Source organism: Nocardia sp. NPDC051052 (genome assembly GCF_044456045.1).
Classification (GTDB): Bacteria; Actinomycetota; Actinomycetes; order Mycobacteriales; family Mycobacteriaceae; genus Nocardia.
The window spans coordinates 662,991-682,587 of the sequence record NZ_JBITFL010000001.1; the positions used below are offsets into that span (position 1 = coordinate 662,991).

20 protein-coding genes are annotated in these 19,597 nt (G+C 67.8%); 6 read left to right on the forward strand and 14 right to left on the reverse strand.

Annotation, left to right across the window (positions count from 1 at the left end; all coding sequences use genetic code 11):
* Nucleotides 1–293 precede the first annotated feature (293 nt).
* The 3 genes from ACIBCN_RS02935 to ACIBCN_RS02945 all read left to right on the forward strand — a co-directional run bounded on the left by ACIBCN_RS02935 (nucleotide 294) and on the right by ACIBCN_RS02945 (nucleotide 3,488).
* Nucleotides 294–1,796, forward strand: a complete 1,503-nt coding sequence (locus ACIBCN_RS02935) for a flavin-containing monooxygenase (protein ID WP_396989765.1) — start codon at nucleotides 294–296, stop codon at nucleotides 1,794–1,796.
* Nucleotides 1,797–1,965: 169 nt separating this feature from the next.
* A complete protein-coding gene (locus ACIBCN_RS02940) occupies nucleotides 1,966–2,874 on the forward strand; it encodes a short-chain dehydrogenase/reductase (protein ID WP_396989766.1) in 909 nt (302 codons plus the stop codon).
* Nucleotides 2,871–3,488, forward strand: a complete 618-nt coding sequence (locus ACIBCN_RS02945; RefSeq protein WP_396989767.1) for a TetR/AcrR family transcriptional regulator — start codon at nucleotides 2,871–2,873, stop codon at nucleotides 3,486–3,488. The genes ACIBCN_RS02940 and ACIBCN_RS02945 overlap by 4 nt, the downstream gene beginning before the upstream one ends.
* A 188-nt stretch (nucleotides 3,489–3,676) precedes the next feature.
* On the opposite strand, the gene ACIBCN_RS02950 is transcribed toward ACIBCN_RS02945, so the two are convergent.
* From ACIBCN_RS02950 to ACIBCN_RS02995, 10 genes are all read right to left on the reverse strand, one after another.
* Nucleotides 3,677–4,396 (reverse strand): lysophospholipid acyltransferase family protein, encoded by a 720-nt coding sequence (locus ACIBCN_RS02950; RefSeq protein WP_396989768.1) that lies wholly within the window; start codon nucleotides 4,394–4,396, stop codon nucleotides 3,677–3,679.
* A 340-nt stretch (nucleotides 4,397–4,736) separates the two neighbouring features.
* Nucleotides 4,737–5,744 (reverse strand): ROK family protein, encoded by a 1,008-nt coding sequence (locus ACIBCN_RS02955; RefSeq protein ID WP_396989769.1) that lies wholly within the window; start codon nucleotides 5,742–5,744, stop codon nucleotides 4,737–4,739.
* On the reverse strand, nucleotides 5,741–6,475 hold the full coding sequence (locus ACIBCN_RS02960) for a hypothetical protein (protein ID WP_396989770.1): 735 nt from the start codon (nucleotides 6,473–6,475) through the stop codon (nucleotides 5,741–5,743). Before ACIBCN_RS02960 ends, ACIBCN_RS02955 begins: the two co-directional genes overlap by 4 nt.
* Nucleotides 6,465–7,754 (reverse strand): ArsA family ATPase, encoded by a 1,290-nt coding sequence (locus tag ACIBCN_RS02965; RefSeq protein ID WP_396990169.1) that lies wholly within the window; start codon nucleotides 7,752–7,754, stop codon nucleotides 6,465–6,467. Before ACIBCN_RS02965 ends, ACIBCN_RS02960 begins: the two co-directional genes overlap by 11 nt.
* Nucleotides 7,751–8,188: an SRPBCC family protein gene (locus ACIBCN_RS02970; protein WP_396989771.1), complete on the reverse strand. Its 438-nt coding sequence runs from the start codon at nucleotides 8,186–8,188 to the stop codon at nucleotides 7,751–7,753. The genes ACIBCN_RS02965 and ACIBCN_RS02970 overlap by 4 nt, the downstream gene beginning before the upstream one ends.
* A gap of 71 nt (nucleotides 8,189–8,259) precedes the next feature.
* The gene (locus tag ACIBCN_RS02975) at nucleotides 8,260–8,643 is read right to left on the reverse strand and encodes a polyketide cyclase / dehydrase and lipid transport (protein ID WP_396989772.1); all 384 of its coding nucleotides are present in this window, start codon (nucleotides 8,641–8,643) and stop codon (nucleotides 8,260–8,262) included.
* 121 nt (nucleotides 8,644–8,764) lie between these two features.
* Nucleotides 8,765–9,892 (reverse strand): glycosyltransferase family 4 protein, encoded by a 1,128-nt coding sequence (locus tag ACIBCN_RS02980; RefSeq protein ID WP_396989773.1) that lies wholly within the window; start codon nucleotides 9,890–9,892, stop codon nucleotides 8,765–8,767.
* A gap of 315 nt (nucleotides 9,893–10,207) precedes the next feature.
* Nucleotides 10,208–11,203, reverse strand: coding sequence for a hypothetical protein (locus tag ACIBCN_RS02985; RefSeq protein WP_396989774.1), 996 nt, complete (start codon nucleotides 11,201–11,203; stop codon nucleotides 10,208–10,210).
* Nucleotides 11,204–11,376: 173 nt separating this feature from the next.
* The gene (locus ACIBCN_RS02990; protein ID WP_396989775.1) at nucleotides 11,377–12,441 is read right to left on the reverse strand and encodes an NlpC/P60 family protein; all 1,065 of its coding nucleotides are present in this window, start codon (nucleotides 12,439–12,441) and stop codon (nucleotides 11,377–11,379) included.
* A gap of 227 nt (nucleotides 12,442–12,668) precedes the next feature.
* Nucleotides 12,669–13,241 (reverse strand): C40 family peptidase, encoded by a 573-nt coding sequence (locus tag ACIBCN_RS02995; RefSeq protein WP_396989776.1) that lies wholly within the window; start codon nucleotides 13,239–13,241, stop codon nucleotides 12,669–12,671.
* A 618-nt stretch (nucleotides 13,242–13,859) separates the two neighbouring features.
* Here ACIBCN_RS02995 and ACIBCN_RS03000 point away from each other — a divergent pair.
* Both ACIBCN_RS03000 and ACIBCN_RS03005 read left to right on the forward strand, forming a co-directional pair.
* Nucleotides 13,860–15,911: a DEDD exonuclease domain-containing protein gene (locus ACIBCN_RS03000; RefSeq protein ID WP_396989777.1), complete on the forward strand. Its 2,052-nt coding sequence runs from the start codon at nucleotides 13,860–13,862 to the stop codon at nucleotides 15,909–15,911.
* 4 nt (nucleotides 15,912–15,915) lie between these two features.
* Entirely contained in the window at nucleotides 15,916–16,191 is a 276-nt protein-coding gene (locus tag ACIBCN_RS03005) for an Lrp/AsnC ligand binding domain-containing protein (RefSeq protein ID WP_357382007.1), read from the forward strand.
* A gap of 7 nt (nucleotides 16,192–16,198) precedes the next feature.
* Here the strand turns inward: ACIBCN_RS03005 and ACIBCN_RS03010 are convergent, their stop codons facing one another.
* From ACIBCN_RS03010 to ACIBCN_RS03025, 4 genes are all read right to left on the reverse strand, one after another.
* Nucleotides 16,199–16,486, reverse strand: coding sequence for a hypothetical protein (locus ACIBCN_RS03010; RefSeq protein ID WP_396989778.1), 288 nt, complete (start codon nucleotides 16,484–16,486; stop codon nucleotides 16,199–16,201).
* 38 nt (nucleotides 16,487–16,524) lie between these two features.
* Entirely contained in the window at nucleotides 16,525–16,812 is a 288-nt protein-coding gene (locus ACIBCN_RS03015; RefSeq protein ID WP_396989779.1) for a hypothetical protein, read from the reverse strand.
* Nucleotides 16,813–17,023: 211 nt separating this feature from the next.
* Nucleotides 17,024–18,085, reverse strand: coding sequence for an anthranilate phosphoribosyltransferase (gene trpD / locus ACIBCN_RS03020; protein ID WP_396989780.1), 1,062 nt, complete (start codon nucleotides 18,083–18,085; stop codon nucleotides 17,024–17,026).
* Between the two features lie 190 nt (nucleotides 18,086–18,275).
* Nucleotides 18,276–18,728 carry a hypothetical protein gene (locus ACIBCN_RS03025; protein WP_396989781.1) on the reverse strand — a complete coding sequence of 151 codons (453 nt, stop codon included), beginning with the start codon at nucleotides 18,726–18,728 and terminating at the stop codon, nucleotides 18,276–18,278.
* Between the two features lie 239 nt (nucleotides 18,729–18,967).
* Here ACIBCN_RS03025 and ACIBCN_RS03030 point away from each other — a divergent pair, with 239 nt between their 5' ends.
* The gene (locus tag ACIBCN_RS03030; RefSeq protein ID WP_396989782.1) at nucleotides 18,968–19,579 is read left to right on the forward strand and encodes a heme-copper oxidase subunit III; all 612 of its coding nucleotides are present in this window, start codon (nucleotides 18,968–18,970) and stop codon (nucleotides 19,577–19,579) included.
* Nucleotides 19,580–19,597: the final 18 nt, after the last annotated feature.

A 19,597-nucleotide genomic window follows, 5' to 3' on the forward strand; every position in this document is an offset into this window, starting at 1 on the left:
AGGCAGCGGCTACCGGCGCGTGAAGTCGAATGTATCGGCCTCCAGCGGCCCTTTCGATAGTGGCAGTGATTTTCACCCATTGTCGGCTGCGGGCGCCTCGTCTGGGCCGGGCATCGTGCGTGGTCACCGAATCGGCCGTCCCCTCAGATCCCGACGCGTGTCCTTGACTTCCTCAACCCATAGGGGAATCATCTGATTCCAATGGAATCAAGTGATTCCTTTGAAGCGACGTTGTCTGTTCCGCCCCGGCGGGCGGCCTGGTCGAACGGGCTGCGGCCCTGCTAGGAGGCCAGATGGACCAGGAACGCAGTACGGGCGACGTGCGGCTCGATGAAAAGCATGTGGCTGTCGCGGTCGTCGGCGCCGGGTTCGCGGGGATCGGGCTCGGGGTGCGATTGCGGGAGGCGGGTTTCGAGGGTTTCGTGATCCTGGAGCGGGCTGGCGAGCTCGGCGGTACTTGGCGTGCGAATACGTACCCCGGATGTGCCTGTGATGTGCCGTCGATGTTGTATTCGTATTCATTCGCACCGAATCCGGAGTGGTCGCGCCGGTATGGCACACAGCCGGAGATTCTCGACTACCTACGCAGTGTTGCGGCGAAATTCAATGTGCCGCAACATATTCGCTACAACACCGAGCTGTTGGCGGCGAGTTGGGATGATGCGCGCGGGTATTGGCGGATCGACACCTCGCAGGGGTCGATGACGGCTGATGTGCTGGTCTCGGCGATCGGGCCGTTCAGTGAGGCGCGGATTCCGGAGCTGCCGGGGGGCGAGAACTTCACCGGCACTCAATTCCATTCGCTGCATTGGGATCACGAACACGACCTGACCGGCAAGCGGGTTGCCGTTATCGGGACCGGGGCGTCGGCGGTGCAGTTCATTCCCGAGATCCAGCCAATGGTGCGGCAGCTGACGGTGTTTCAGCGGTCCGCGCCGTGGATCGTGCCGCGACTGGACTGGGCAACCTCCGATCTCGAGCGGACCATGCTGCGGCGGATGCCTTTGCTGGGCAAGGCCGTCCGCGGCGCGTATTTCGCGGGCATCGAGGGGTTCGGGCTGGTCGGCTTCGTGGACAAACGATTCCGGCACCCGTACGAGGCGCTGGGCCGGCTCCAGCTACGTCGGCAGGTGCGGAATCGGCGGCTGCGCGAACGGCTGACCCCCGATTACATGATCGGCTGTAAGCGAGCGATCTTCTCCGACGCCTACTATCCCGCGCTCACCAAGCCGAACGTCGAGGTGGTCACCGCGCGGATCGCGTCGGTGGGACCGCGCTCCATCCGCACCGACGACGGCGTGGACCACGAGGTGGACACCATCATCTGGGGCACCGGTTTCGGCGTGCCGCCGCAGGTATTCGACCGAGTGCGCGGCAGCGACGGGCGGAGCATGGGCGAGCTGTATCGCGAACGCCCGCAAAGCTATCTGGGCACCACGGTGACCGGTTTTCCGAACTTCTTCACCACCCTCGGCCCCTTCGGCGCCGCCGGAAACCAGTCGGCCATCTACATGATCGAAGCACAGGTCACCTACCTCGTGGACGCGCTGAAAACGATGCGGGACAACGGACTCCAGCGAATCGAAGTACGCCCGGAAGCACAACGGGCCTTCCTTCAGGAAATGGACGCTCGCAGCCGCGACACCGTTTGGGTGACCGGAAACTGCCGCAGCTACTACCAAACCGCCGACGGCACCGGCAACGCAGGCCTGTACCCGAACTGGAGCTTCGAATACGCCCGCCGCACAAGCAGATTCGATCAGGATGCCTATCAGACGAGTGAGGTGCGTGGATGATGCGGCCTTTAGGGCGACCGGCGGCGGGAGTAATGCAGCTCGGGGCAAGGGGCGGTGACCGTGTGGCGACCGACCACAGATATCACTGTCGCGTGGCTGGGCATGCAGGGCCGCCGATGGTTGTGTCGAATTCAGTCCGGAAGACCGACCTTGCAAAGACGGTAGCGTGATGCTGGGTTTACGTTGGTCGACAGCGGGTTTCGATGTGCGCGGCCGGGTGGTGGTGATCACCGGTGCGGGGCAGGGGATCGGACTGGAGTTGGCTCGAAAGCTGTATCGGCGCGGCGCCTCGGTGGCGATGATTGACCTCGATGCGGCGAGAACTCGCGTTGCCGCACGCGAATTGGGCGAGCGGGCTCTCGCCGTACGGGCCGACGTCGCCGATCGCGAGGAGATGGTCGAAGCCACGAAGAAGGTTCGCGAACGGTTCGGCCGGATCGACCTTGTGGTCGCGAACGCCGGAGTGACGCCCGCTCCGGCGACGATTCGCACGATGGACCCCGCCGATTTCGACCGGGTCCTCGCGATCAATCTGACCGGAGTGTTCAACACCGTGCGTCCGGCCCTCGACGACATCGTCGCTGCCCGTGGGCATGTCGTGGTGGTGTCCTCCTGCGCCGCCTTCGCCCCCGGCATGGGCGGGTCGCCGTACATGATCAGCAAGGCGGGCGTCGAACAACTCGGTCGCGCGCTACGCGTCGAACTCGCCGCGGTGGGGGCCAGCGCGGGAGTGGCCTACTTCGGCATCGTGGATACCGCGATGACCCACCACACCCTGGACGAAGACGAGCTTGGCCGCGAGGTAGGCAGGCTGCTGCCCTGGCCGCTGAACCGGCGTATCACCGCCGCCGAGGCCGCCGCGACCATCGCCGACGGCATCGCGCGCCGGGCGCCGCGCACGATCGCACCGAGTGCCTGGGAGCCGTACGCGCTGCTGCGTGGCGCCGTCAACGTCGCGCTCGATCGCTATCTCAGCCTCGACGCGCCAACGCACGAGCTGATCCGCCGACTCGAAAACCGCGCACTGCCGCACGCCGCCGAACCACTCGACGCTCCCGTGACATCATCAGGACCGTGAGTTCAGCTGACAACACCTGGCGCGGCAGCACTATGGCCGCCCGTTCCGCCGAGCGGCGGGACCAGTTGGTGCGCGCCGGTTTCGAACTGCTCGGCGCGGACGGCGCGGCGGCCACCACCATGCGCGCGGTCTGCCGCACGGCCGGGCTGAGCCTGCGCTACTTCTACGAGAACTTCCCCGACCGCGAGGCGCTGCTCGTCGAGGTCTACGACGAAGTCGCGCACGGCTTGCTGGCAGCGGTCACCACCCGGCTGGCCGCCGCCCCCGCCGACGAAATCGCCCGTATCCACGCCGCTTTCGACGCCGCGGCGGGTTACTTCGAAGACGACCCTCGCCGCGGTCGCATCATGTTCCGCGAAACTCTCGCCGACGACACCCTGCGCACCCACGGCGCCGCCGCCCTCCCCGACTTTGTCCGCCTCATCGCCACCCAACTGTCCCCGGACCGGGCCGCCCAGCTCACCCCGAGCGATCTCACCATGCCGATCAGCGCCCTCTCCGGCGCTCTCGTCTCGCTTTTCCTGGACTGGCTCGCAGGCCGAATCCCGGCCTCCCGCCCCGAAATCGTCGCCTACGCTACCCACCTCACCACCGCCATCCTGACCACGCCGTAACCGGGCGCGAGCCACGCCAGCGGTACGAGCCCATCGAGGTGAGTCATAGGGCGGCTAATTGATCTCCAACAGCAACCATTTGACTCACCTCGATTGCGTTCAACGACCCTGCTCGCGCGTGGCGAGTGCCTGGATACAGAGAACGCCACTAGTCAGCTGACTAGCGGCGTTCTGCTGGGCGGGACGGTTCAGCTGGCGGCGGTGTGCGGGATGCGTGTGGCTTCGCGTGCGCTCGGGACGTTCTTCTTCAGGCTGGCCGCGTAGACGTCTACGTATTCTTGGCCGCCGAGTTGCATGAGTTCGTACATGACTTCGTCGGTGACGGCGCGCTCGACGAAACGGTTGCCGCCCATGCCTTCGTAACGGGAGAAGTCGATGGGGGTGCCGAATTTGACGGTGACCTTGCGGCGGCGCCAGCGGAAGGGGCCGGGCGGGCTCACGTCGTCGGTGCCGATGACGGCGACCGGGATGACGGGGACGCCGGTTTCCAGTGCGAGGCGGGCCAAGCCGGTCTTGCCCTTGTACAGGCGGCCGTCGGGGGACCGGGTGCCCTCGGGGTAGAGGCCGACGAGGCGGCCCTGGTCGAGCAGCTTGCGCGCGGCGTTGAGGGCGTCCTCGGCCGCGTCGGCGCCGGTGCGGTCGATCGGGAACTGACCGGAGGTGGTGAAGAACCACTTCTGGAACGCGCCCTTGATGCCCGGGGTGTTGAAGTATTCGGCCTTGGCCAGATAGTTGATTCGCCGCGGGCTCAGCAGCGGCGCGAACAGCCAGTCCGCAAAGGAGAGATGATTACCCGCCATGATCGCCGGACCATCCGCCGGAATGTTCTCCACACCTTCGACCGTGGGTCGATTGTAGAGATGCATGAACGGCCCCAGCAGCACGTACTTCAGCAGCCAGTAGAACATGACGTCCTTCCCCCGGGACCGGGATTGAGGCGGGCACCTGCGTCAGTTGCCGACTTTACCGCTGGAGCTAGATCACATCCAACCGCAGCGGCGAATCTCACCACACTCTGCCATGCGCAGGCGGACGCGCCGTAATCGGCGACCGGAAGCAGATTCCTCGGCGACCGGAATGAGGTCATCGGCGACCGAAGCAAGCCTTCCTCTGTTGAATACCACTGCCCCAGGTGATGAAACCAATCTTTGTTCTCTCCCGGAAGCCCGCACCGTGGCCGAGTTGGGCGCTGCTGCTTCATGATCTACGGCTGTCGATGACCCGGTCAGGTCTCATTGACGAGTGGGGTCAGTGGCTGCGGGCTACCCGGGAGGACTTGCGTTCGTTCTCGATCAGCGCCGCGCGGGCGAGGTCGGCGGCGCCGATCATGCCTGCGGCCTCACCGAGTTGGGTGGTGCGGATGCGGGCGAGGGGGCGATGGCCCGCGCCGGTGACCGAGCGGGCGTATTCCTCGCGGGCTTCGTCCAGGAACAGGGGAGCGGAGCTGCTGACGCCGCCGGCGATGACGACGAGGTCGGGATCGAAGATGTCGCTGACGAACGCCAGGCCGAGGCCGAGCCAGCGGGCGAAATCCGCCATCACGCGGACCGCGAGCGGATCACCGTCTTGCGCGGCATTGGCGACGCGGCGGCCGGTGAGTGAGCCCGGGTCGCGGTAGACGTCCTTGGCGAGGACCGAGCGGACCGGGTCGGTGGCCAGCATTTCGATCGCGGTGTCGGCGAGTGCCGTTCCGCTGCAATACCTTTCCCAGCAGCCGTGTTTGCCGCACGGGCAGGAGCGACCCTGCGGTACCACCTGTAGATGCCCGAGTTCCGGTGCGACGCCGTGGGTTCCGCGATACAACTTGCCGTCGATGAGCAGCGCGGCTCCGATGCCGGTGCCGATCGCGACGAGTACCACGTTGTGGCCGCCCGCGGCCGCGCCGAACCGATACTCGGCCCACATGGCGGCGTTGGCGTCGTGCTCGAGGATGACGGGCAGCTCGAGCCGTTCGCTGAGCCGCTGCGCGACGGGGGTGTCCTGCCAGGGCAGGTGCGGGGCGAAGCGGACGGTGGTGCGGTCGCCGGTGATGAAGCCGGCGACGGCCAAGCCCACCGCCCCGATCGGATGCCGTTGGCACAGCTCACGGACGGAGCGGGCGAGCGCGTCCTCGAGCGCCTTGGCCGAATGCGGCGTCGGCGCCTGGACGGTGTCGAGGACCTCGCCGCTGCTGTCGATCACGGAGGCGCGAATGTTGGTGCCGCCGACGTCGATTCCGACGGTCAGCGGTCGCGCACCTGCTATGCGGTGCGTCATCCCTTGATCGTCACGGGGATGCTGACATAGCGGGACCGCTTGGTCGTCCGCGATGTGTTGGGTGCGGCGGTCGATTCCGCGCGGGGTGAATTATCCTGTGGCACACCGTGATTGTGCTGTGGTCCGTCAGCCGGATCGGACTCCGGCATGACCGGATCGACCGGTACTCCGGCCAACGCCTCGCGCAGCACCGTCACGATGGCGGTGCCGTGATCGGCCACGGTCTGCAGCACCTCGTGGTGTTGCCCGCGCATCAGCGCGGCGGCCGCACAGACGGGACACCAACTGCAACTCGACCATTCGACCTGCCCGTCGGCGGCCTGGCGCAACACCGGCTCCACCCGCTCGAGCACGGATTCGGCGAGCAGCTTCAACTCCGCGACGAACTCGGCCATGCCGTCTTCCGGAATGCCTTCGCCCGCAGCGCCTTTCGGCCGCTCGGTGCCCGCGGTACCACCCATGTCCGGCCCGTCGCTACTCCGGTTGGCGTGCGCCTCAGCGCTGCCACCCGAACCACTCGCGGTGTCCTCGGCGCTCCCTCCAGTACCGCCGATCCGATCACTGTGCGCACCAGGGTCCGCAGACTCGCGATCCCCGGCATCGACCGGCATCTCCTGGCCTTCGGAAGCCTGATCCCGCTCTTTGCCGCCGCGCCCGAAGAAACCGGTCCCGCTCATCTCCCGGCCTTCGGCAGCCCGCCGGAAGAATCCGGACGTTCGATCACCGCTCATCGCCGCTACCTTCGGGCCATAACTCCGGATCCGGCCGGAAACGCACCACGAGATGTCCTCCGTCGAGTTCGGCACCGTCGACCGTGCACCGCCGCAACACCGGCGCTAGACGAACTCGCCGCCGGACACCGTCCGCTCCCACGATCAAATCGTCCTCCACTCGGCCAAGTCGCAGCGTCGCCGCATCGACAACGGGCAGGGGCATCCGCAGTGTGTATATCGCGCGCAGGCCGGTGCCTGATTCACATCGAACCACCGGTTCGCCGGAACTCGCGTCAACCTCCGCCGGACTGTCGCTCAGCATAGGTCCTGTGCCGCCGGTGTTCCTGTCCGAGTCCGCCGCGTACGACAGGGCCGCGAGCGAGGTCAGGCCGATCGGCTCCGGTCCGGTGTGCTGGGCGATCAGCAGCGGGATACCCGGCATGGCACGTTCTAATTCGGCGATGGCGGCGAGCTGTTCGCCGCGCCGGTTCAGATACCAGTGCACCGCTGGGTGTTCGGTGTCGAGCGGGGATGTCGGCGGCAGCACCTTGTTGACCACCACCGCGTCCAGTCGCAGCCCGAGCAGTGTGGCGGCGGAGCGGACCCGTTCTGATTCGGCGAGCGTGACCCGCTCGGCGACGGTGATCAGCCGCGCGCCGGTGCGCTGATGGTCGGCGAGCAGATCGCGGACCTCGGTGACCGCCTTGACGATCCGTTCGACGGTGGCGGCGAGGATGGCCTGGCGCAGATCGGTGCCGACCGTGCTCATCGCCCTGGCGTGCGGCGGCCAGATCCGCTCGAGATAGCCGAGCAGAGTGTCCGGCGCGGTGATGATGCGCAGCATGTCGGCCGACGGCGGGCAGTCGACGACGATCACGTCCCAGTCGTCCTCGTTGGCGAACTGGGTGATCTCGACGAGCATCAGCAGTTCCTGCACGCCGGGCAGGCCGGTCAGCTCGGCCGGGTCGAGCGCGGCGAGGTCGATGCCGTGCTCGTGGCCGACGCCCGGCGCCAGCACGCGTACCACGTCGCGGAACCGATCCTCCAGCAGCGCAAGGGAATCCACCTCGATGACGTCGAGGCCGGGCAGCACGTTCGCGATGCCGGTGACGGTGCCGGGATCGTGCGGAAAGCGGAAGCCGAGCGCGTCGCCGAGCGAGTGCGCCTGGTCGAGCGAGGCCACCAGCACCCGACTGCCCGCCCTGGCATAGGACATGGCGGTGGCGCACGCCAGCGTCGTCTTGCCTACCCCGCCTTTGCCGATGAACAGTTCGACCCGGGTCGTGTGCGTCGTCAGCCTTCGACCCGTTTCTTCAGTTCTTTCAGCGCGGTATCGGTGATCACCTTCTCGGCCTTGCGTTTGAACATGCCGATCATCGGGATGTTCAGGTCGACGGTCAGCGTGTAGACGACCTCGGTGTTGCCGTCGGGCTGATCGATGAGTTCGTAGGTGCCGTTCTGCGCCTTCTGCAGCTCACCGCTGACCAGCGTCCAGCTGACCGCCTTGTTGTCGGGTTGCCAGGTGTAGGACAGGACATAGCTGTCCTTCACCACGCCCGCGTCCAGCACGAACCGCGCGGTGCGCGCCCGGCCGTCCGGTCCCTTTTCCTGCACTTCGACCGACTTCGCCGCCGAGACCCACTCCGGGTAGGACTCCAGGTCGGCGATGACGGACATCACCTGCTGCGACGTGGCCTCGATGATGATCGACCTCTGGGTCCTGTCGGCCATGGCGGACAGCGGTTCCTTTCAGCGTCGGTTGGGGACGGCGGCCGGCGGAGCCGGCGCGGGGTGGGTGAGCGTCAGGAGGCGTGCGCGGGTGCGACGCCCGCCGGGCGACCTGCCTCCAGCCGGGATTTCAGTTCGAAGGCCATGCTCCGGCCCGCCACGCGGCGCGCGCGGTTGGCGGCGGCCATCCGGTTCTGCGGCAGCGCGGGTTGCGGTTCGGCGTGCAGGAAGTAGTGCACGATCACTCCGTCCAGCGCGGGTTGCAGCCAGACTTCCATGGTGCCGTCCAGTGCGCCCGAAACGGTCCAGCGGATTCCCTTGTCGCCCCGATCTTCCCGGACGACGAGCGTGAGGTCCGGCCACCAGCGGCGCCAGTTGTTCGATGCCGATAGGACATCGGCGACGGCGATCCCCGGCGCGGCGACGAAGGTTTGATCGGCGACCTGAATAGTGCTCACGACTGCACCTCGCTAGCGCTCGGCTCCGTCGTGCCCACCGGCGCTGTGTCCATGGTTCGCTCGCTGCGCTCCCTCACGTACGAGAGCGTATCGGATCGAGGCGTATACACCCCAGCAGTGATCACCGCAGTAGCTGGCGGAGCCGGGCACCGTGGGTGTCCCAGCGCCAGCGTTCCTCGACGAAGGCACGGCCCGCGGCACCCATCCGCTTCGCCGCGTCGGGATCGGAAAGGATGTCTACCAGGGCATCGGTGATCTGCTGGACGGAGCGTCCGTCCACGACGCGCCCGGTTTCGCCCTCGATGACCGTTTCCGGCGCACCACCGGAACGACCCGCGACGACCGGCACGCCCGAGGCGGAGGCTTCGAGGTAGACGATGCCGAGCCCTTCCACGTCGAGGCCCGCGCCGCGGGTGCGGCACGGCATGGCGAAGACGTCGGCGAGGGTGTGGTGGGCGGCGAGCTCGCCGGAGGGGACGCGGCCGGTGAAGATGACGTCATCGGAGACGCCGGTGGCGATCGCGAGTTGGCGCAGTTTCTCCTCGTAGGGTCCACCGCCCGCGATCACCAGCACGGCCCCGGGGACCCGGTCGCGGATCTCGCGCATGGCGACGATCAGCGCGTCCTGGCCCTTGCGGGGGACCAGGCGGGACAGGCAGAGGACGGTCGGGCGGTCGTCGAGTCCGTAGCGGTCGCGCAGTTCCGCGCGAGCGGCCGGGTCGGGGCCGAACGCGTCGGTGTCCACGCCCGGCGGCAGGTACTCCAGTGCGGCGTTACGGCCGAACGCCGACGCGAAACGCCCGCGCGTGTACTTACTGACGTAGGTGATCACGTCGGTGTGCTCACCGATCTGACGCAACGATTGCCTGGCGCCGGGCAGCATGGACCAGCCGACCTCGTGCCCGTGCGTGCTGGCCAGGATGCGCTCCGCGCCCGCGCGGCGCAGCATCGGCGACATAAGGGCGAGGGGTGCGGCCGCGCCGAACCACACCGTGTCGCACTTCTCGCTGCGCAGCAGCCGCGCGGCCCGGCGCGTCACCAGCGGGGTCGGCAGCATCAGCGTGGTGGGGTGGCGGACCACCTGAAACTTCTGTTTGGCATCGAATTTCAGGTGGCTGTCGCCGCGCCAGCGCGGGGCGTACACGACGAGATCGTCCGGCGGGAGCTGACCGGCCAAGGCATGCAGATAGGACTGAATACCACCCGGCCGCGGCGGGAAATCATTGGTCACCAGCAGAGTTCGGGCCATGGTGACAACCTACTGTGTTGGATTTCGCGCTACTCCGCGCGGCGTGTCCCTGCCCCTCGGGTCTTGCCGCCGAGTGACTGCGACGGCCGAGCGGGGCTGTGACCACAACAGCCGCACACCTTCTGATTTCCCACACACCGACTCGCCGCACTAACACGCGTGCGGATGTCGAAAGGTGTGCGGCTGCGGCGATTCGCTCGCTGACGAGCCTTTGTCACGTCCGCGGCGGGCTCAGATCGTTTGGCCTCGGCCGCCAGCCAGCGACCGGGTCGCGTGCGTGCCTTGGCTGACATGTCGACGCTCCAAGTGCCCGGCTCAGACCGTCTGCGTCGACAGCCAATTGCGCCAGCCTGCAACGAAGTCGTCGCGACTGATGCCGAGCACGTTCTGCAGGATCTGGTCCTCGCTGGCCGGAGTCTGGCGGTCGGCGGCGATCTGGCGGTAGAGCTCGACCAAGCGCGGCTGGTCGTATTTGTCGGCGATGTAGGCGCAGACGGACCAGGCTTGTTCGTAGGTGCCCGCCGCGTCGCGACCGGTGAAGTCGGGGTCGGCCGGGAGATCGCCGGGGAGGTCGTGGCGGCGGGCCTGCGCGGTAAGGGTGGGCGCGACATCGGCGAAGCGGTGGCCCTGGCCGCGGTGGGCGGTGTAGTCGGCGAAGCCCTCGAGCATCCACAGTGGTGCGCCGTCACGGGTCTCGGCGCGGGTGGCGATGTGGGTGAGTTCGTGGCGGAGCAGGGTGCGTAAGCCGTCGGGGTCGAGGCGACGGCCCGCGTCGGGACCGAACACGATGCGCTGGCCGGTGGGCTGAGTCCCCGGTGCGAATGGGTCGGCCACAGACGCGGCGGCGACCTCGGCGGACATGCTGCCCGCGTGCACGAGTCCGGCGAATTCGGACGGGGAGGAGGCGACGACGACCGTGGTTGCCTGCGCCCAGTCCTTGCCCCACACGTCACTGACCGCGGTGGTGGCAGCGGCGAGTTCCCGCTCCAGGACGTCGATTTCGGTCCGCTGTGCGGGATGGCCGACGACCAGGGACTGCTGTCCGTCGCCGGTCGCCACCTGCTGGGCGAGGATCGGCCCGAACGGTTCGATGCTGCGCCGCACCTCGGCCAGCCGCGGATCGGTGGCCGGGGCCTGACCGACAGCATCGGCGGTCGCCTGTGCCGCATGTGGTTTCGGTAGCGCCGAGTTCGGCAGCATGACCAGCGCACCACAGAACCCGGTCAGCGCGACCATCATCGCCACGGTCAGGCAGAACTCGAACCGCCGCCGCGCCGACCACCACGCGCGCAACCCCCGCACGCCACTCACGACCGCGCCTCGCTGCTCATGACTCCGCGTCGCCGACACCCGGCCCCATCAGGCGCGACACCGTCGGTTCGCGCGCGGGCGTGCTCGTTCATCGCCGCTGCTCCGCTGCTTGGAGCAGGTCCGCGGACGGCGCGACCGAAAAGTGTGGACAGGTCATGCCCATTCATAGTTGGTCAGTATCGCCGAGCGGAGTTATAGGGCGTCGAGCCCATGGGTGCGACGGCCACCGGGACGCCGAAGGTGGAGGCGTGCAGCATGAGTCCGTTGCCCGCGTAGATGCCGACGTGGGAGATGTCGGAGTAGAAGAACACGACGTCGCCGGGCTGCAGTTCGTCCTTGGCGACCGGCGTGCCGTAGGTCGCCTGCGCGGAGCTGGTGCGCGGCACGTTCTTGCCGACCTGTTTGAAGGCCCACTGCACGAGGCCGGAGCAGTCGAACTGGTTCGGGCCGGTCGCGCCCCACACGTAAGGGTCGCCGATGCGGGTGAGGCCCGCGGCGAGTGCGCTGGTGCCGCTGCCGGGAACCAGTCCTTGCAGCAGGCTGTCGCGGTCGAAGCCGGGCGGGAAGGGGGATCCGGCGAGCGCGGACCTGTCCTTGGTGGACAGCGAGCCCCACGCCTGCACCACCTGGGCGATGGCGCCGCCGAGGTCGCTGCGTTTGCGTTCCAGATCGGCGCGCACCGTGTCGGCCTTGTCGGCGGCCGCGCGAGCCTCGTCGGCGGCGCGGCGCGCGACGATTTCGGCGGCGTCGGCGGAGTCGGTGGCCACCTTGTACTGGTCCAGCTGTGCGGAGGTCTGGGCGGCGAGCACGTCCAGCGTCGACATCTGGTCGAGCAGCTGCTGCGGGGAATCGCTGACCAGCACGGCGAACAGCCGGTTGGTGCGCGCGCCCTGGTAGGCGGCGATCGCGGTCCGGTCGATGATCGGCTGGTACTTGCGCACCTCGGCGCGGGCTTGGTTCACCACGTCGGTGCTCGCGGCCAGCTTGGCGTCGGCGTCGCGCTGGATCACCTGCTTGGCGTCGAGGTCGGACTGAGCGTCGAGCGCCTGCTGGTTGAGTTGCTCGGACTGTCGCGAGAGGTCGATCATCCGCTGCACGGCCTCGGTGGCCGTGGACGGGAGCGCGACCGGATCAGCTCCAGCCGGACTGCCACCGTAAAGGGCGGTGGTGGCCAGGACTCCGGCCGCCAGTGCTCCGCCGACCAGACGTCGCGTGCCATGTCTCCGGTGCGCTGCCACAGCCTGCCTTGCCCCGCTCTCTCGTGAAACGATCTCTCTGGAACCGACGATCTGAACCGATGAGCACCTTCATCGAAAACGAGGTTTGCGCTGTGCGAGCCTCGGGTACTTCGAGAAGGTCTCGATTAGGTTACGGAACGGCCTGGGTCTGTGTCCAGTAGAGAACGAAATGATCACAGCGCCCGTCCGGCGGTCGGGCCGCAACGTACGGCCCGACCAGCGGTTTCTCAGAAGCGACGGGCTCCGGCGACCGGCATCGAGGAGATCGGGGCCACCTGCACGGGCGTGCCGGCGGTGGACGCGTGCACGACATTGCCGTCACCGGCGTACAGGCCGGAGTGGCCGCCGCCGTAGAACGACACCAGGTCGCCGGGCTGCAGGTCGTCCATCGAGACCGGGCTGCCCGCGGACAGCTGGGCGCCGCTGGTGCGCGGCAGCTCCAGGCCGGCCTGCTCGTAGGACCACTTGACGAGGCCGGAGCAGTCGAACGCGTTCGGGCCAGCGGCGCCGTACACGTACGGCGAGCCGAGCTTGCTCATGGCGGCGTCGAGGGCTTCCTCGCCGATGGTCCGCTTCGGGGCGACGAACGGCAGCGGCGACTGGCTTGGCAGTTCGATGCCCGGGATGCCCTGCGGGATCTGGATCTCGTTCGGCACCTCGAAGGTTCCCACGCCGGGGATGTTCACCGGCTGAGCCGATGCGGGGGCGGCCGGAAGCAGGAACGCGCCGATGGTGGCAGCGCCGACGGCCCCGGCGGCGACGGCACGCTGCGCCGAACGCTTGACGGATTTGGTCGTCATTATGCGGTACTCCCAATCTGCCCCACGACGCCGCACCCTGACTGGTGCCGCGGACTTCGTGTCGTTCGCACCGAGTTGGTGCGTCGGACTCCGTGAGGTCTCGAAAAGGTTACGAACACATCACGGGGGTTTGTAAAGTCCGGCTCCTGGCAAATGCGTGCGCGGGTCTGAATTCACGCTTAATCAGTGTGAGATATATCCCAACAATCACGAACAGATAACGATGCATTGCCGCCGACGAGCTTCCCGGTCGCTATCCCGGTCAGCCATGCCATGGCCGACCGGCGCCCCGAAGTGAACCGTTTAGACATTTCCCCAGGTCGCTACGTTCATCTCGGGGACACCTGCGGGTCCAACACTGACCGGTTGGCCTGCTCGCTGTGATCGGTCACAGCGAGCGGCAAGCGGCCCGTCCGCGGAATCCGACACGCCCGACCGATTGATACGCTTTATGCAACAATGTGACCTGCATCACTTTTCCACGTTCTAGATCATTTCCTGGGTACCCGAGCGTAAATACGCACGCTGTAATTCAGACATTTCCTGGCTTTTTCGTGTGCGCCGAACTCTGCCCGCGTGCGCCCATCCTTGTCGGACCCACCCCCTACGCTCCAGCCCGTGTCCGACCCCGCGCCGCGCAAGGCCATTGCCAAGCAGCTGGTCTTCGATGACCTAGACACGCCCCTCTACGACACCACCTTCGTGGTCGTCGACCTGGAGACGACCGGGACCAGTCCCGGCGGCGACGCGATCACCGAGATCGGCGCGGTGAAGGTGCGCGGCGGTGAGGTGCTCGGCGAGTTCGCCACGCTGGTCAACCCGGGACGGGCGGTGCCGCCGGCGATCGTGCAGGTCACCGGGATCACCACCGCGATGGTCTACGCGGCGCCCACCATCGCGTCCGTGCTGCCCGGTTTCCTCGAATTCGCGTCGGGCGCGGTGCTCGTCGCGCACAACGCGCGGTTCGACATGGCGTTCCTGCGGGCCGCGGCGGCGGCGCACGACATGGCATGGCCCGCGGCGACCGTGCTGTGCACCGTGAAGCTGGCCCGCCGCGTGCTCGGCCGGGACGAGGCGCCGTCGGTCCGGCTGAGCGCGCTGGCCCAGCTGCTCGGCGCGAGCACACAGCCGACGCACCGGGCGCTGGACGACGCGCGGGCGACCGTCGACGTGCTGCACGCGCTGATCGCCCGGGTCGGTAATCAGGGCGTGCACAGCCTCACCGAGCTGGTCGACTACCTGCCCGACGTCACCCCGCGCCAGCGCGCCAAGCGCGTCCTCGCCGCCGATATGCCCGCGAGCCCCGGCGTGTACCTGTTCCGCGGTCCGGCCGAGGAGGTCCTCTACATCGGCACGGCGGTGAATCTGCGCCGCCGAGTGCGCAATTACTTCACCGGCTCGGAGACCCGGGGCCGGATGAAAGAGATGGTCGCCCTGGCCACCAGGGTCGACCACGTGGTCTGCGCGCACGCGCTGGAGGCGGGCGTCCGCGAGCTGCGCCTGCTCGTCGCGCACGCCCCGCCGTACAACCGCCGCTCCAAGTTCCCCAAGCGCGCCTGGTGGATCACGCTCACCGACGAGCCCTTCCCCCGATTCTCCATCGTCCGCACCCCGAACCGGGATGCGCTGGGGCCCTTCAACTCTCGCGCCGACGCGGCCGAACTGGCGGTGATCATCGCCGAATACACCGGCCTGCGCACCTGCGGCACTCGGCTGCCTCGGCGTGGCCTGCACGAGTGCCCGCCCGCGATCGTCGGCGGGTGCCCCGCGGCCGTCAGTGGCACTCCTATTAATACAGAGGAATACGCACCCGCTCCGGCCCTCGTCCGCGCACTGTTCGCCGGTTACTCCGATGCCCCGCTGCGCACCATGCTCGACACCATCGAAACCCATTCCCGCGCCGAACATTTCGAGGCAGCGGCGCGGTTACGCGACCGAACCGCCGCCGTCGTGCGCGCCCTGCACCGCACCCAGCGACTCGCCGCCGTCGCCCGCATCGCGGAATTGATCGCCGCCCACCCCGACGGCGCGGGCGGCTGGGAGTTCGCGGTCATCCGCTACGGACGCCTCGCGGGCGCGGGGAACGCCGTGCGGGGAGTGCCGCCGATGGCTGTCGTCGAACAGATCGTTGCCGCGGCCGAAACAGTGATCCCCGAGGGCGGTGTATCCGCACAGGCCCAGATCGCTGTGGACCTGGCGGTCCGATCGTCTGTGCCCGCGCAGGGTGCTGGCCGTCTGGCTGGAACATCGCGGGCAGAATCCGGGCTGGATCACGCCAGACCCGTCGTCTCGGGGCATCTGGGTGGGTCGGATGCCGCTGCCGCGCCGGATCACCGTCAGCACCTCGAAGATTCGGACAACCCGGCGGATGATGGCGCAACAGGCTTCAACTCGGCAGGCGATGTTGCGGCCCAAGCGCAGTCGGCGGTCGACGCTCCGGGGCCGGATTGGGTCCCGGTGAACGTGCCCCCATTGCGCGGCGCCTCGCCGGAGGAGGCGGCTCTCATCGCGCGGTGGCTGGCGCGGGCGGGGGTGCGGATCGTGCGGACCACCGAGGGCTATCGGGAGCCGATGTATGGCGCCGCGCGGTGGTCGGGGTGGGCGGAGGTGGCGGATGCGGCGGCGCACGCCCAACCCGCTGAGGAGGCGTACATCGACCGCTTAGGCTGAGCGCATGATTACCGCGATCGTGATGATTGACGCCGACAATGGCCGCATTCCCGAGACCGCCCAGGCCGTTGCGGACACCGACGGTGTTGCCGAGGTGTACTCCTGCGCGGGTGACGTGGATCTGATCGCGATCGTGCGGGTGCGCGATCACGAGCAGATCGCCGAGGTGGTGACCAACCGGATCGACAAGGTCGCCGGGGTCGCCCGGACCACCACGCACATCGCGTTCAAGTCCTACGCCAGCGCGGACACCGAGGCCGGATTCTCGCTGGGGGAGTGAGCCAGGATCAGCTCCGCAGCATCGAACTGCCGGTGTAGGTGCCGCTGCCGCGGGCGGTGATGATTCCGGAGGCGGCACCGACGCAGTGGACATTCATGTAGATGGTCACCGTGCGGTCGCTGTTGTTCTTGAATTTGCGTGGCGCGTTGGGGCCGAGGTCGATGCAGCCGGACTGCCCGCCGTAGTCGGTGCCGTCGACGAGCAATTCGCCTTCTGCCGCACCGGCTATCGGCGCGGCAGCGAACATGGCCACCAGTAAGAGCACCGTGAGTGTCGTACGAACGCTGTGTTTCATAGCGCGTTCCTCGTCAGTCGAACCGGGGAGCGACCCGATCAGCTGATGATCATCGACTTACCGGTGTATGTGCCGCTGTCGTGTGCAGACAGCACTCCGGTCGAGATGCCACCACAGGTGGCGTCGGCATAGATGGTCACCACGCTGTCGGTGCCGTTCTCGAAATTACGGGGCGCGTCCTCGCCGAGGAGGAGGCATCCGTTTCGGTTGGTGTAGTTCACACCGTCGACGAAGAGTCCACATTCGTCGGCCACGGCGAGCGGCGCGGCGGCGCAGATCGCGGCCGCCGAAAGGGTCCCGAGTACTGCTCGAACACTGCGTCGCATGCTGTGCTCCTCGCCAGTCGAAGCCGTTCGGCCCATCCTCGCGCCGAGTCGGCTAGGTAGTAGACACACTATGCAGCTATCGCGCTGACCCCATACTATGCACTTCAGCTATCACAGCGCATCGCCTTCGGCATCGAACCTGCGAGCCGGTGCTCGGCGAGCCCTTTTCTATGAGTGCGGCCACGACCCGCGTGCCGGATGACGTCAGGGTTCAGCGATCGCCGAGCGTGACCGTCAACTTCGTCCACCGTTCGAGCAGCGCAGCGGCCTTGCCCGAGTCGATCGCCTCGGCGGCCCGCTCGAGTCCGCCTGCCAGCGCGTCGTGCACGTCGGCCGCGTAATCGACTGCCCCTTGCGACAAGTCGTAGGCCACGATGGCCGCGGCGGAGTTCACCAGCACCGCGTCCCGCACCGCGCCGCTCGTTCCGGCGAACACGCTGCGTGCCACGCCCGCGTTGACCTCGGCATCGCCGCCGCGCAGCGCCTCCAGGTCGACGCGCGGGATGCCGAGGCGGGTCGGATCGATCGTGGTCTCGCGCAGCTGGCCGCCGGACACCACCCAGGCGGTGGTGGTGTCGGACGTGGTGATCTCGTCGAGCCCGTCGTCACCCCGCACCACCAGCGCGCTCCCGCCGCGTCCGGCGAACACGCCCGCGATCACCGGGAGCAGTTCGGCGAACGCGCATCCGACCAGCCCGGCGCGCGGCTGGGCCGGATTCGTCAGCGGCCCGAGCACATTGAAGACAGTAGGAATGCCGATTTCCTTGCGCGCCGCACCCGCGAAACGCAGCGCGGGGTGGAATACCGGCGCGAAACAGAAGCCGATCCCGACCTCGCGCACGCAGCGCGCCACCGCCTCCGGCCCGAGCGCCAGCCGCACACCCAGCGATTCGAGCACGTCGGCGCCGCCGCTCTTGGACGAGGCCGCGCGGTTGCCGTGCTTGACCACCGGCACCCCGGCCGCCGCGACCACGATCGAGGACATGGTGGAGATGTTCACCGAACCGGATCGATCACCGCCGGTGCCGACGATGTCCACCGCGTCGCCGTCGATGTGCACCAGTCTGGCGTGCTCGAGCATGCCCGTGGCGAGGCCGGTCAGTTCGGCGGCGGTCGGCCCCTTGATCTTGATAGCGACGCCGAACGCCGCGATCTGGGCCGGGGTGGCGTTGTCCGACATGATCTCGTCCATCGCCCACGCCGTGTCGTCCGCGGCCAGGTCGCCACCGTCGGCGAGGGTTCCGAGCACCTGGGGCCAGCTGCGCACGCTCATGACTCCACCTCGCTGGCGCTCGGTTCCGTCACGCGCGCGGCGCGCTGTGTCACGATTCGCTCGCTGCGCTCGCTCATGAACTTACTTTCTCCCGTCACACTGGTTCACACCAGTTTGTCGCGGAGTAGCTTACTGTGCCCGGTTGGTGCGAATCGCGTCGTTAAATCGCGAACGGTGTAGTCGGGACAACTTATTGCCGAGGCCCGGCAGCAGGCCCGGATTCTTCGGTCGCGGGACGCGGTTGCAGCGCGTCCCAGCCGTCGGCCGTGCCCTCGTGCCGCTGCGCGAGCCCCGCCATCCGCGACTGCTCCTGCGCACAGTGCAGCGCGTCGAGCACCTGCACCCGCTGCAGGATCACCGTTTCCAGCGCATCGGTCCCCGGCCCGCCGACCTGCGGCGCGGGCGCATACCCGTCCTGTGCCGCGATCGCGCACACCGCCGCGACCTGCCCAGGCGGAATCCGCAGATGATGGCGCAGCACCGCGTCCGCGTCCGGCACCAGCTCGGTCGCCCGCGCCAGCGCCACCGAACAGGCCTCGGTGTCATCGAAACTCGCCGCGACCACCACTAGGTCGGCTCTACTCGGATCCAGCGGCACCGGACCGCCGCGCCCGAACAATCGACTCCACAACCGCGCTGCCACGTCGCCTCCATCTCAGCTTTTACTTACGCACACCTGTCATGCTGTGGTCCAGCTACCCGAAGGCACGCGGACCCGGCACCGGCACCCGTCCCGACCGACGCCGCCGCGCCGCGGGCGGGCCGACTTCAACACGCCGAGCCCTGGTCGAGAGGCCGTCTGTCCGTGGGTTTTCCGACACGGAGACACAAGTTTCGCACCCGGGTACTTGTGTCGTACTACGACGAGTCATACTTACCCCCGTGACGACCGCAGTAGGGACCCCCGGATCGGCCATTACCCAGCGTGTGCACTCGCTGAATCGGCCCAACATGGTCAGCGTCGGTACCATCATCTGGCTGTCCAGCGAGTTGATGTTCTTCGCCGGCCTTTTCGCGATGTATTTCGTCGCGCGCGCACAGGCGCACGGCGTCTGGCCACCGGAACCGACCGAGTTGAACCTCAAGCTCGCCGTGCCGGTCACCGCCGTGCTGGTCGCGTCGTCGTTCACCTGCCAGATGGGTGTGTTCGCCGCGGAGCGGGGCGACGTGTTCGGCCTGCGCCGCTGGTATGTGGTCACCCTGATCATGGGCGCGATGTTCGTCGCGGGTCAGGGCACCGAATATCACGCGCTGTACCAGGAGGGCACCTCGATCTCGAGCAGCGCCTACGGCTCGGTGTTCTTCATCACCACCGGTTTCCACGGTTTGCACGTCATCGGCGGTCTGATCGCGTTCGTGTTCCTGCTGATCCGCACCAAGGTCAGTAAGTTCACCCCCGCGCAGGCCACCGCCGCGATCGTCGTCTCGTACTACTGGCACTTCGTCGACATCGTCTGGATCGGGTTGTTCGCCACGATCTACTTCGTCCGCTGAGCCGGGCATACCCCAGTC